Source organism: Microbacterium sp. ARD31 (genome assembly GCF_031844425.1).
The window spans coordinates 653,112-666,124 of record NZ_JAUZVE010000002.1; the positions used below are offsets into that span (position 1 = coordinate 653,112).

Annotated in this window: 10 protein-coding genes; 4 read left to right on the forward strand and 6 right to left on the reverse strand. The window is 72.6% G+C overall.

The window, feature by feature from the left end; all coding sequences use genetic code 11:
- Positions 1 to 13 precede the first annotated feature (13 nt).
- Together Q9S36_RS09845 and Q9S36_RS09850 are read right to left on the reverse strand one after the other, a co-directional pair.
- On the reverse strand, positions 14 to 1,168 hold the full coding sequence (locus Q9S36_RS09845; protein ID WP_311284955.1) for an AMP-binding protein: 1,155 nt from the start codon (positions 1,166 to 1,168) through the stop codon (positions 14 to 16).
- Between the two features lie 13 nt (positions 1,169 to 1,181).
- Complete coding sequence (locus tag Q9S36_RS09850; RefSeq protein WP_311284956.1) at positions 1,182 to 2,081, reverse strand: 1,4-dihydroxy-2-naphthoyl-CoA synthase; 900 nt, start codon at positions 2,079 to 2,081, stop codon at positions 1,182 to 1,184.
- Between the two features lie 127 nt (positions 2,082 to 2,208).
- Between Q9S36_RS09850 and Q9S36_RS09855 the strand changes: the two genes are divergently transcribed.
- The 3 genes from Q9S36_RS09855 to Q9S36_RS09865 are packed head-to-tail and all read left to right on the forward strand — an operon-like array spanning position 2,209 to position 6,059.
- Positions 2,209 to 2,754 carry a hypothetical protein gene (locus tag Q9S36_RS09855; protein WP_311284957.1) on the forward strand — a complete coding sequence of 182 codons (546 nt, stop codon included), beginning with the start codon at positions 2,209 to 2,211 and terminating at the stop codon, positions 2,752 to 2,754.
- Between the two features lie 4 nt (positions 2,755 to 2,758).
- Complete coding sequence (locus Q9S36_RS09860) at positions 2,759 to 5,632, forward strand: ATP-binding cassette domain-containing protein (protein WP_311284958.1); 2,874 nt, start codon at positions 2,759 to 2,761, stop codon at positions 5,630 to 5,632.
- A gap of 13 nt (positions 5,633 to 5,645) precedes the next feature.
- Positions 5,646 to 6,059, forward strand: a complete 414-nt coding sequence (locus Q9S36_RS09865) for a glucose-6-phosphate dehydrogenase (protein ID WP_311284959.1) — start codon at positions 5,646 to 5,648, stop codon at positions 6,057 to 6,059.
- A gap of 10 nt (positions 6,060 to 6,069) precedes the next feature.
- Here the strand turns inward: Q9S36_RS09865 and metH are convergent, their stop codons facing one another.
- From metH to Q9S36_RS09885, 4 genes are all read right to left on the reverse strand, one after another.
- Positions 6,070 to 9,702, reverse strand: a complete 3,633-nt coding sequence (gene metH, locus Q9S36_RS09870; protein ID WP_311284960.1) for a methionine synthase — start codon at positions 9,700 to 9,702, stop codon at positions 6,070 to 6,072.
- Between the two features lie 62 nt (positions 9,703 to 9,764).
- Complete coding sequence (locus Q9S36_RS09875; protein ID WP_311284961.1) at positions 9,765 to 10,565, reverse strand: LLM class F420-dependent oxidoreductase; 801 nt, start codon at positions 10,563 to 10,565, stop codon at positions 9,765 to 9,767.
- Positions 10,566 to 10,604: 39 nt separating this feature from the next.
- Positions 10,605 to 11,579 (reverse strand): permease prefix domain 1-containing protein, encoded by a 975-nt coding sequence (locus Q9S36_RS09880; protein WP_311284962.1) that lies wholly within the window; start codon positions 11,577 to 11,579, stop codon positions 10,605 to 10,607.
- A 1-nt stretch (position 11,580) separates the two neighbouring features.
- On the reverse strand, positions 11,581 to 11,916 hold the full coding sequence (locus Q9S36_RS09885; RefSeq protein ID WP_311284963.1) for a helix-turn-helix transcriptional regulator: 336 nt from the start codon (positions 11,914 to 11,916) through the stop codon (positions 11,581 to 11,583).
- Positions 11,917 to 11,963: 47 nt separating this feature from the next.
- On the opposite strand from Q9S36_RS09885, the gene Q9S36_RS09890 reads away from it, so the two are divergent.
- Complete coding sequence (locus Q9S36_RS09890; RefSeq protein ID WP_396653738.1) at positions 11,964 to 13,010, forward strand: o-succinylbenzoate synthase; 1,047 nt, start codon at positions 11,964 to 11,966, stop codon at positions 13,008 to 13,010.
- The last annotated feature ends 3 nt before the right edge of the window (positions 13,011 to 13,013 follow it).

Genomic DNA, 13,013 nt, shown 5'->3' on the forward strand with positions numbered 1-13,013 from the left:
GTCGCCATCCTAATCAGTGCAGGGCGAGCACCGTCCGGCGGATCGCCTCGCGGTCGGGCTTTCCCGACGGCAGGGTGTCGAGGTGGTCGACGAGGATGAGCCGCGCCGGACGCGCGTGCGGGCCGATCTCGGCCGCGACCGCCCCCCGGGCCTCCTCGAGCTGCACCGCTTCACTGCGCCGCAGCGCCTCGCCGCGCGCCGCGACGACGACCGAGGCCTCGCCCCAGCGGTCGTCGGGAACGCCGATCACGACCGCCTCACCCAGACCGGGCACATCGCGGACGATCCGCTCGACGCGATCGAGCGAGATGTTCACCCCACCCGAGACGATGACGTTGTCGAGCCGGCCGCGCACCCGCAGCACGCCGTCCTCGTCGAGGATGCCGGCGTCGCCGGTGCGGTACCAGCGCGTCCCGTCGCGATCGCGCACGAAGGCGTGGGCGGTGAGTTCGGGGGCGCCGAGGTACCCCGTCGCCAGCGTGGGCCCGGCCACCTGCACCTCTCCGCGGTGGATGCGCACCGACACGGGGTCCAGGGGGATGCCGTCGTAGACGCAGCCGCCGCTGGTCTCGGTGGAGCCGTAGGTGCGGACGATCCGCGCGCCCGCCGCCTCCGCCCGCTCGAGCACGGCCGGTGCGAGGGCCTGCCCGCCCACCAGGATGCGGGCGAACGAGCGGAGCGCGTCGGCCACGGCCTCGTCGCGCTCTGCGGCATCCAGCAGCCGTGTCAGCTGAGCGGGCACGAGAGAGGTGAACGTGGGCGTTCCCGCCCCGGCATCGGACGACAGGGCGGATGCCGCCTCGGCGAACCCTCGGGGGGTGAACGACCCGTCGATGAAGCCGGGCTCGTGGCCGGCGACCACCGACCGGACCAGCACCTGCAGTCCCGCGACGTAGGCGGCGGGGAGGGCGAGCAGCCACGCGCCCGACCCGATGCGGTCGGCCGTGGCGCGGGCGCTGGCGGCGAGGGCGTCGCCGCCGAGGATGACGCTCTTGGGCACGCCGGTGGAGCCGGACGTCGTGACGACGACCGCGGTGCCCTCGGGCACGTCCCCGGCGACACCCGGGACGACGCCGAGACCCAGCGACGGGCCCGCGCCGTCCAGCGCCCGGCGCAGGCCGCGCAGGATCTCGCGGGGGTCGTCGCCGGTGACGGGCCGAACTCTCATGCGCGCCTCCCGGTCAGTAGTGCCAGGGGTAGGGCGACCAGTCCGGGTCGCGTTTGCCGAGGAACGCGTCGCGACCCTCGACGGCCTCGTCGGTCCCGTAGGCCAGGCGCGTGGCCTCGCCGGCGAAGACCTGCTGCCCGACGAGCCCGTCGTCGACGGCGTTGAAGGCGAACTTCAGCATGCGGATCGCGGTCGGCGACTTCGTCAGGATGGTGCGGGCCATCGCGACGGCCTCGCGCTCGAGGTCGGCGTGCGGCACGACGCGGTTGACCGCGCCCATCTCGCGGGCGCGCTCGGCGGAGTACTCCTCGGCGAGGAAGAACACCTCGCGGGCGAGCTTCTGGCCCACCTGCCTGGCCATGTAGGCGGAGCCGTACCCGGCGTCGAACGACCCGACGTCGGCGTCGGTCTGCTTGAACCGCCCGTGCTCGGCGCTCGCGATCGACAGGTCGCACACCACGTGCAGCGAGTGCCCGCCCCCCGCCGCCCATCCGGGGATGACGGCGATGACCACCTTGGGCATGAACCGGATGAGCCGCTGCACCTCGAGGATGTGGAGCCGGCCGGCACGCGCCGGATCCGTCACGACGTCGCTGTCGGAGTACTTGTAGCCATCCCGTCCGCGGATGCGCTGGTCGCCGCCGGAGCAGAACGCCCAGCCGCCGTCCTTCGGGCTCGGGCCGTTGCCGGTGAGCAGCACGACGCCGATGCGGGGGTTCTGCCGAGCGTCGTCGAGGGCGCGGTACAGCTCGTCCACGGTGTGCGGACGGAAGGCGTTGCGCACCTCGGGTCGGTCGAACGCGATGCGGGCGATGCGCCCGTCCCGGGAGTAGTGGGCCGTGATGTCGGTGTAGCCCTCGGCGCCGGGCGCCGGCATCCACATCTCGGGGTCGAACAGCTCGGAGACGCTCACCCGCTCAGCCTACGGCGCGTGCCCCGCCCGCGGAGCGTTCGAGGACACTGACGCGGAGCGTTCGAGGACACTGACGCGGAGCGTCATGCGGACGGGGCCCCAGGGGCGCTCGCCTTACCCTGGATCGGTGACTTCGACTCTGCGCATCTTCGCGGCCGCCTCGGCCGCCGCCGCCCTGCTCGCTCTGACCGCCTGTTCGACCTCGACCACCGCGGCGCCCACGACCGCGTCTCCGACTCCCTCCGCCTCGGCGACGGCGCCCGCCGAGTGCACCGGTGTGACCGTGATCGTCGAGACCGGCGACCTCGCCGTCGACGACTCGCCCGCCGGTCAGTCCTGCATCGAGACCTCCTCCCCCATCGCCGCCGCCGACGCGTTCGAGGCCGCCGGCATCACCACCGAGGGAACCGACGAGTACGGCGACCAGGTCGTCTGCCGGGTGAACGGCGTCCCCGCCGAGGACGAGGCCATCGAGGCCGAAGACGGATCGGACTACTTCGAGACGTGCGAATCGATGCCCGCGGCGTTCGCGTACTGGTCGCTGTGGGTCAAGCCCGCCGAGGGCGAGTGGGACTACGCGCAGGAGGGCCTGTCGACGCTGCAGCTCGAGCCGGGCGACGCGGTGGAGCTGCTGTTCACCCTGAACGGCGAACCCGCCGCGCCCACCTCGTGATCCGATGACCTCCCGGCTCGGACCGCTTCGCGCCGCGGTGGCTCTGGCCGCCGGGTTCGTGGCGGTCCGCGTCGTCTACCGGGTGGTCTTCCACGGCGCAGACGGCTCGGGGACCCCCCTGTGGACGCTGCCGGAGCTGCGCCTGCCCGCGCCGTTCGCGCATGTCGTGCTCTTCGGTCGGGTCACCGCCGACGGTCTTGCGGATGCCGCGACGAGCGCTGTGCCGATCGCCGCGACCATCCTCGTGTTCGGACTGCTGAACGTCGTCGTCGACCTGCCCAGGCTGTTGGCTCGCGGCGGCAGGCGCGGACCGCTTCGCGGAGCGGCGCGGACGCTCGCCGTCGCGTGGGCGGCGCTGCCCGCCCTCGCCGATGCGGTGCGCGCGGTGCGGCGAGCGCAGCGGCTGCGCGGCGAGCGCGGCTCGGCACGGCTGCTGTCGCCCGTGCTGGAGCGCACGCTCGAGAAGGCGACCGCCCTCGCCGCGGCGCTCGAGCTGCGGGGCATGGGCGGCCGCCCCGTGGACGGGGCGTGCCTGTCGCCGGTCGAGCTGCGGGGCGTCGCGCTGCAGCACGCCCACCGGGCGCCGCCCACGCTGCGCGTGGCGGACCTCGTTCTGGCTCCCGGCACGCTCACGGTCGTCGCCGGCGCGACCGGCTCGGGCAAGTCGACGCTGCTGCGCGCGCTCGCGGGCCTCCACCAGCACCTCGACGGCGGAACGGCGACCGGCACGCTCCGCGTGGTGGGCCACGACCGGGGCGCGGTCCCGCCGCGCGACACCGCTCGGCTGGTGGGGGTGGTGCTGCAGCATCCGCGGGACGGGTTCGCCGCCGCACGCGTCGGCGACGAGATCGGGCTGACGCTCGAGCTGCGGGGCGTCGCCCCGGTGATCGTCGCCGCGCGCGTGGCGGAGGTCGCGGAGCGCGTGGGCATCCGACATCTGCTGGAGCGCGGCACCGCGACGCTGTCGGCGGGCGAGGCGCTCCTCGTGGCCGTCGCCGCGGCGGTCGTGGACCATCCGATCCTGCTGCTGGTCGACGAGCCGCTGGCCGACCTCGATCCCGACATGCGGGCGCGCATCGTGGGCCTGCTGGACGCGCTCGCCCATGACGCCGGCGTGTGCGTGGTCGCGGCCGAGCACCGCGTCGCCGAGCTGGCGGCGGTCGCCGACCGCGTCGTCGAGATCGGCGACGGGGTGCTCCGTGACGGCACGCTCACGCACGCCTCCGACACCGGGCCCGCCGACCCCGGGCAGGCCGTCGAGCCGGAGCCCGAGGTGCGGCCGGTCGCAGACCCGCCCGCCCTGCACGTCACCGCCCTCTCGGTTTCGCACGGGTCGCGCCCCGCCGTCCGCGGGGCCTCGCTCTCGGTCGCTCGCGGCGAGGTCGTGGCGGTCGTCGGGCCGAACGGAGCGGGCAAGTCGAGCCTGCTGACGGCGATGGCGCTCCCGGCGAAGGGGGCAGCGGTCGTGGTCGGCGGGTCGCCGCGGCGTAAGGCTCGACGCATCGCCCTCGTTCCCGACGCGTCGGACGACCTGTTCGTGTGCGACACCGTTGCGGCCGAGTGCGCCCGCGCCGACCGTCGGCACGGACTCGTCCGCGGAACGACCGCGCGCCGCTGGCGGGAGTTCCTCGGCGGATCGGGCGAGCACCCGGCGACGGCCACGGAGCGGCATCCGCGCGACCTCTCGGTCGGCGAGCGACGGTGCCTCGCGATCGCCCTGCAGCTGGCGGGCGGGCCCCGCGTGCTGATGATCGACGAGCCCACGCGCGGTCTCGACCCCGCCGCACGGGCGCTCGTGGCGGACACCCTCCGCGGGCTCGCGGCGGAGGGGGTGGCGGTGGTGCTCGCCACTCACGACCGGGATTTCGCCGCCGGTCTCGGCGCCCGCGTGCTGACGATGGTCGCGGGCGTGCTGGCACAGGAGGCCCCCGGGCCACGGCCAGAGGCCGCACCCGCCGCGACCGCCCGCCGGCCCGCGATCCCTTCCCGGCCCGCGACCGCGGCTCCGCATCACGAACGACTGCGGCGCGGGCATCCGCTCACCCGGGCAGGGGCAACCCAGCTCGGTCGCACGACCCTCCTTGCGCTCGCCGCAGCCAACCTCGTGGCGCTGGCGGCGTTCGCGTGGCCACTGGTGGCCACCGCAGTCCCGGATCAGGCGCAGGCCGCCGTCCCCGCCGCCTCGCTCGCGCTCGCACCGCTCGCGGCGCTGGTCGTGCTCGCCGCCCTCGACGGCAGCGTCCGGTCCGCCCACACCCTCGCGCTGCTGGGCACCCTCGCCGCGATCGGCGCCGCCGTCCGCATCGTCGGCACGGGGGTCGGCGGGGTGGAGGCCGTGTTCATCCTGCTGATCCTCGCCGGCCGGGCCTTCGGCGCCCGTTTCGGCCTGCTGCTCGGGCTCCTGACGATCGCCCTGTCGTCGATGGTGTGGGGCGGAATCGGCCCCTGGACGCCCTTCCAGATGTTCGCGTGCGCGTGGGTGGGCGCCGGCGCCGGACTCCTCCCCCGACGGGTGACGGGCCGCGGCGAGGTCGCGATGCTCGCCGGGTACGGCCTGGTCGCCGCGTTCGCCTTCGGCCTGGTGATGAACCTCTGGTTCTGGCCGTTCGCGGTCGGGAGCGGAACCGCCATCTCGTACGAGCCGGGCGCTCCGCTCGGGCAGAACCTCGCGAGCTTCCTGATCTACTCCCTCGTCACATCGACGGCGTCGTGGGACGCCTTGCGGGCGCTCACGACGATCATCGGGCTCGCTCTGGTCGGTCGCGCCGTGCTCGCCGCCCTGCGCCGTGCGAAGCCCGTCCTCCCCGCGCCCCCGGGAGCGGATGCCGCCACCGCCGCCTCCGCCCACGGTGCGGTGCCGCACGCGACCAGGACGTGACAAGCTTGAGGGGATGAAGATCACCACGTCCTCGGACTGGCGCGACGGACTGCCCTTCGGCACCCCGGTGCTGGTGTCCGAGGTGATGCCGGGTGAGCCGACGCGCTGCGCCTCGTGCCCGTCCGACGCACCCGTGCTGGAGCGCACCGACCTGTGGGCGGTCAAGCATCCGCACCCGAAGAATCCCGCGGGTTTCGTGCGGTTCTACTGCCTGGAGCATCGGCCCGCGCCCGCCCGCGAGCCCGAGTCCGTCGTACGCCCCGGTGACGCACCCCGCGCTCGACGGTCTCCGACGGCGCGCGCCGCCACGACCCGGACGCCCCGGCCGACTCCCTCCGCAGACCGCCCCCGGGCGGTGTGCCCGACGTGCTTCGTCGAGGTGCCCTCCACCGGCATCTGCGGCATGTGCGGCGAGCGCGTCGGCTGACGCTCCCGTCTCAGACCGAGAAGTACTTCGCCTCGGGGTGGTGGAAGACGAACGCGTCGGTGGACTGCTCCGGGTGCAGCTGCAGCTCGTCGCTGAGCTCGACGCCCATCCGCTCCGGGCGCAGCAGTTCGACGACCTTGCGACGGTCCTCCATGTCGGGGCATGCCGGGTAGCCGAGGGAGAACCTCGCGCCCCGGTACTCGAGCTTGAACAGCCCGGCGACATCGCGCGGGTCCTCGTCGGCGAAGCCGAGCTCGGCGCGGATGCGGGCGTGCCAGAACTCCGCGAGAGCCTCGGTCAGCTGCATCACGAGCCCGTTGAGCTCGTAGTAGTCGCGGTAGCGGTCCTCCGCGAAGAGCTTCGCGGTGACGCCGTCGATACGGGCACCCGCGGTGACCAGCTGCACCGGCATCACATCGACCTGTCCGGACTCGCGGGAGCGTACGAAGTCCGCCAGGCACAGGTGACGGTCGCGTCGCTGCCGCGGGAAGTGGAAGCGCAGCCGGTCCGATCCGACGGCTCCGCCGGATCCGCCGTCGGGGGCGAGGAGGCCCGTCGTGCCCAGCGCACCGGCCGGGTCGTCGCCGTGGTGCAGCACCACGACGTCGTCGCCCTCGCTCACCACCGGGAAGTAGCCGTACGCGACGGATGCGTCCAGCATCCCCTCGGACAGGATGCGGTCGAGCCAGTACCGCAGCCGCGGCCGACCCTCGCGCTCGACGAGCTGCTCGTAGGTGGCGCCGTCCTCGCCGCGTCCGGGCTTGAGACCCCACTGCCCCATGAACGTCGCGCGCTCGTCGAGGAAGGCGGCGTAGTCCGCCAGGGCGATCCCCCTCACGATCCGGGTGCCCCAGAACGGGGGCGCCGGAATCGGGTTGTCGGATGCCGCGTCCGAGCGTGCGGGCATCGCCTCGGGTTCGGTGAGGGTGAGCTTGGAGCCCGTCGCGTGCCGACGCTTCTTCAGTTCGGGCAGTCCCACCGAGACCGGATCGGCGCCGCGGGCGATCTTGACCAGCGGCTCCATGAGCGCGAGTCCCTCGAAGGCGTCGCGGGCGTAGCGCACCTCGCCGTCGAACAGGCTCGCGAGGTCGTCCTCGACGTAGGCGCGGGTGAGGGCCGCGCCTCCGAGGATCACCGGCCAGCGCGTGCCGAGGCCCCGTGAGGTGAGCTCCTGCAGATTCTCCTTCATCACGACGGTCGACTTCACCAGCAGCCCCGACATGCCGATCACGTCGGCATCGTGCTCCTCCGCGGCGGCGATGATGTCGGTGATCGGCTGCTTGATCCCGAGGTTGATCACGTCGTAGCCGTTGTTGGTGAGGATGATGTCGACCAGGTTCTTGCCGATGTCGTGCACGTCGCCGCGCACGGTGGCCAGCACGATCGTGCCCTTGCCCGACGCGCTCGTCTTCTCCATGTACGGCTCGAGCAGGGCGACGGCGGTCTTCATGACCTCGGCGGACTGCAGCACGAACGGCAGCTGCATCTGCCCCGATCCGAACCGCTCGCCGACGACCTTCATGCCCTCGAGCAGATGGTCGTTGATGATCGCGAGCGCCGTGAGACCGCCCTCGCGGGCGAGGTCGAGATCGGCCTCGAGACCTTTGGACTCGCCGTCGATGATGCGCCGCTCGAGTCGCTCGCCGACAGGAAGGGCCGCGAGCTCGGCGGCGCGCTGGTCGCGCAGGGCCGCGGTGTCGACGCCGGCGAAGATGTCCAGCATCCGGGCCAGCGGGTCGTAGGTGAGGTTGCCTTCATCGTCGTAGGCGCGTCGATCCCACACGAGATCGAGGGCGACCTGACGCTGTTCGTCGGGGATCGAGGCCAGCGGCACGATCTTGGCCGCGTCGATGATGCCGGAATCCAGTCCCGCCTGGGTCGCCTCGTGCAGGAAGACCGAGTTCAGCACGCTCCGGGCTGCGGGGTTGAGCCCGAACGAGACGTTCGAGACGCCGAGGGTGGTGTGGATGCCCGGGTACTTCTCGTTGAGACGCCGGATCGCATCGATCGTCTCGATGGCGTCGCGGCGGGTCTCCTCCTGGCCGGTCGCGATGGGGAAGGTGAGCGCGTCGACGATGATGTCCTCGACCCGCATGCCCCAGTCCCCCACGAGCGCATCCACGAGCCGCGAGGCGATCCGCACCTTGTCGTCACCGGTGCGGGCCTGCCCCTGCTCGTCGATCGTCAGGGCGATGACGGCGGCACCGTGCTCCTTCACCAGGGGCATGATGCGGCCGTACCGGCTGTCGGGGCCGTCGCCGTCCTCGAAGTTGACGGAGTTGACCACCGGGCGCCCGCCGATGAGCTCGAGCCCGGCCTGGATGACGGCCGGCTCGGTGGAGTCGATCACCAGCGGCAGTGTCGACGCGCTCGCGAAACGCGAGACGACCTCGCGGATGTCGGCCACGCCGTCCCGCCCGACGTAGTCGACGCACACGTCGAGCAGGTGCGCGCCGACGCGGATCTGGCCCCGGGCGATCTCGACGCAGTCGTCCCAGCGCCCCTCGAGCATGGCCTCGCGGAACGCCTTCGACCCGTTGGCGTTGGTGCGCTCCCCGATCGCGAGGTAAGCGGTGTCCTGGTCGAACGGCACGTGCTGGTAGAGGCTCGCGACGCCCGGCTCGGTGACCGGATGCCGGGGCGTGCCCGTCCGGCCGCTGCCGCCCAGTCGCTCGACCACGGCCGCCAGGTGCTCGGGCGTGGTGCCGCAGCATCCGCCGATGAGTCCCAGCCCGAACTCGCGGACGAACTGCTCGTGCGCCGTGGCGAGCTCGGCCGGCGACAGCGGATAGTGGGCGCCGTCGGCGGTCAGAACGGGCAGCCCCGCGTTGGGCATGCAGGCGATCGCCACCGAGGAGTGCTTGGAGAGGTGCCGCAGGTGCTCGCTCATCTCGGCCGGTCCGGTCGCGCAGTTGAGCCCGATCGCATCGACGCCGAGGGGCTCGAGCGTCGTGAGGGCGGCGCCGATCTCGCTTCCCATGAGCATCGTGCCGGTGGTCTCGACGGTGACCTCGACGAAGATGGGCAGCCGGATGCCGCGGGCCACGATCGCCTGCTTGCAGCCGTTGACGGCGGCCTTGGTCTGCAGCAGATCCTGCGAGGTCTCGACGAGGAACGCATCGGCGCCCCCGTCGATGAGGCCTTCGGCCTGCAGCGCGAAGGTCTGCTTGAGGTGGTCGTAGGTGGTGTGGCCGAGGCTCGGGAGTTTCGTGCCGGGGCCCATCGAGCCGAGCACCCACCGCATGCGCCCGTCGGCGGCTTCGGCCGCCTCGACCCGCTCGCGGGCGATGCGGGCACCGGCGGCGGCGAGCTCGTGGATCCGATCGTCGATGTCGTAGTCCGACAGGTTCGACCAGTTGGCGCCGAACGTGTTCGTCTCGACGGCGTCGATCCCCACCTCGAGGTAGGCGTCGTGGATCGCCGCGATCATGTCGGGGCGGCTGACGTTGAGGATCTCGTTGCAGCCCTCGAGCTGCTGGTAGTCCTCCAGCGTCGGCTCGTGGCGCTGCAGCATCGTGCCCATGGCACCGTCGGCGATGACGACGCGCGTGTTGACGGCGTCCAGCAGCGCCTGCGAGCGCGCAGGGCGCGGAACGCCCTCGATGTCGAGGGCGAACCGGGGGGCGGAGACAGGGCCGGGCACCTGCGCGATTCTAGTCGCGCGGGTGTCCGGCCCTGTCGGGCGTCGTCATGCGGCGACGCGGTTCACGATCCGTTCTTGGCGTCCCGCCAGGCCAGCCAGCGGCGCACGAGGTCGTAGTCGAAGTCGGGCCCCGGGAAGCCGAGGGTGAACATCCGCGTCCCGCCGGCGTAGAGACCATCGGCGATCTCCTCGTCCCGGCGGTGCAGCTCGTTCGAGATCACGAGGTTCGCGGTGTCGCGCTGCTCGGTCTCGGCCCAGCGCTGGATGACCTCGAGCTTGGCGGGCAGCTCGTCGGGCATGACGAAGCTGTGCCAGATGTCGGCGTGCCGGGCGACCAGGCGGAGCGTCTTCTTCTCGCCCTTGCCGCCGATCATGACGGGGATGCGCCGGGTCGGCGCCGGGTTGAGCGCCTCCCATCGCGCCTCGATGCGCTTGAGGCCCTCGGCCAGGTCGTCGAGCCGCGAGCCGGCGGTGCCGAACTCGTAGCCGTACGCGTCGTAGTCGCGCTCGAACCAGCCCGAGCCGGTGCCGAAGATGAACCGGCCCGTGTCGCCGCCGCGCGCCGAGATGTGGTCGATGGTGCGGGCCATGTCGGCCTGCAGGTCGGCGTTGCGGTAGCTGTTGCAGTTCACCAGAGCGCCGAACTCCACCCGCTCGGTCTGCTCCGCCCAGGCCCCGAGCATCGTCCACGACTCGAAGTGCAGACCCTCGGGGTCGCCGGTGAGGGGGAAGAAGTGGTCCCAGTTCAAGAGGATGTCCACACCGAGGTCTTCGAGGGTGAGCACCGCGTCGCGGATCTGGGGGTAGGTCACGTGCTGGGGCTGGATCTGCACGCCGAGGCGTACGGGAGTGTCGAGAAGCATGGCACCCAGCCTAGGGAGGAGCCGGAGGGGCGAGGGTCGTCACCGCCGGGCCCCGTGTCGCGCCCTGCGGATCGCGTCGACGATCTCCCACACCGCGATCGCGGCGAAGACGAACCCGAACGCCACGGTGACGATCTGGGTGATGTCCTCACCCCCGGAGGGGAGCACGGCGGGGAAGAACGCGGTGTTGATCAGGCGGCCCTGCGACAGCAGCACCAGCACCGGTACCACGAGAGCAACCGTGAGGATGACGTCCGTCACGGCCAGCGCCACCGTCCATCGACGCATCACGTGGACGATCACGAGCAGGACGGCGTCGATCGCGAGCACGATGAGGGCGTAGGCCACCCCCGCCGGCCAGATGCCGGGGTCGAAGAACGAGACGGGGATCCCGGGAGCGAACCCGACGAAACGATCCCACAGCAGCACGGCGGCCGCGGCGAAGACGGCGAGGACACCGCCGACGACCTCAGAGACCCCCGTGCCCTGCTGGCGGGGCTCGGGCAGCTGATCGGGGGTCCACCCGGAGCGCAGCTTCAGCCCGCGGGTCTTCCCGTCCGCCGTCGCGGCGCCGGCGCGCTCGACGATCGCGAAGACGAGCGTGACCCAGAAGACGATGTTCACCGCGACGCCGAAGGCGCCGGCGACGGCGGATCCGATGATGCCGCCGAGGTCGGCTCCCGACAGCGCCTGGCCGAGCGCGATCGCGAAGGCGGCCAGCGGCACGACGATTCCGAGCAGCAGCGTCACCAGCCGCCACCAGTCCAGGTAGTGCTGCGGGCCGACGAGGTAGAGGGGGCGCCCGGTGTACTGCGCCGCCAGGGCGTCGGGGTCGCCCAGCTCGGTGAGCACCGCGCGCTCCGCCGCGGAGCGGTCCTCCCCGGCGGCGACGCGTGCGTCGATCTGATCGTCGATGGAACCCCGCAGCTCGGCGGCGAGATCGGGCCGCTGGGACTCGGGCACGGTCCGCATGGCGGCGTCGACGTAGCGATCGGTGAGGGTGGTGGAGGTCATGTCAGCTCCCGTCGGGAAGGTCGGCGACCGCTGCCGCGATCGCCTGGAAGTCGATGGTGAGGGCGGCCGCCAGCCGTCGTCCGGCGGCACTCGTGCGGTAGAACTTGCGAGGTCGCGCCTCGTCGGTGTTCCACTCGCTCGTGAGGTGTCCCTGCTTCTCGAGGCGCCGCAGCAGGGGATACAGCGTGTTGGCGTCGGTGTCGAAGCCGCGGGACTGCAGGTCTTCCAGCAGCCCGTACCCGTAGCCGGGCGCCTCCAGCAGGCGCAGGCAGGCCAGGACGACGGTCCCCCGCCTCAGCTCCTGGAGGTGCGTGTCCAGCGCTTCCGTCTCGCTCATGCGTAACACTGTACTGTGCGTCACACACTATTGGCAACCACACATCGATGGTGCCGTCACACTCCACGCGACAGGATGGAGCCGTGCACACCGACACGTCCGTCCCGCTCCCCTCCTTCGACGACCTGCGCGACCGCGTCCACGTGGTCTCGCTCCCGCTGGCGACCCGGTTCCGCGGGATCGAGGTGCGAGAGGCCGCGATCATCGAGGGTCCGGCCGGCTGGACGGAGTTCTCACCCTTCCTCGAGTACGACGACCCCGAGGCGGCCACGTGGCTGGCCGCAGCCCTCGACTACGGGTGGATGCCGCAGCCGGCGCCGCTGCGCGACACGGTGGGGGTCAACGCGACGGTGCCCGCGGTGCCCGCCTCGGCGGTCGCCGACGTCCTCGCCCGGTTCGACGGCTGCCGCACGGCGAAGGTGAAGGTCGCCGAGCCCGGGCAGACGCTCGCGGACGACGTCGCGCGCGTCCGGGCGGTGCGGGAGGCCATGGGCGCCGAAGGTCGGGTGCGCATCGACGCCAACGGCGCGTGGAACCTCGATGAGGCCGAGCACGCCGTCCGCGCGATGGAGGAGTACGACCTCGAGTACGTGGAGCAGCCCTGCGCCGACATCGACGAGATGGCCCAGCTGCGATCGCGGATCGCGCACCTGGGCATCCCCATCGCCGCCGACGAGAGCATCCGCAAGGCCGCCGACCCGCTCGCGGTGGCGCGCGCGGGCGCGGCGGACCTCATCGTCGTCAAGGTCCAGCCGCTCGGCGGCGTGCGCCGCGCACTCGAGATCGTCGCGGCCAGCGGCCTGCCCGCCGTCGTCTCGAGCGCCCTCGACACCTCGGTCGGCCTCGCGATGGGTGTCGCGCTCGCCGCGGCGCTGCCCGATCTCGACTACGACTGCGGGCTGGGCACGGCCGCCCTCTTCACGGCCGACGTCGCGGCATCCCCCCTCGCCCCTCGCGGCGGCACGCTCACCGTCGGGCGCGTGGACGCCGATCCCTCGCTGCTGCACGCGCATGCGGCCGGCGCGGAGCGCCGGGACTGGTGGCTGGCGCGCATCCGGCGATGCCTGGCGCACCTCGAGCACACGCGTACATAGGCC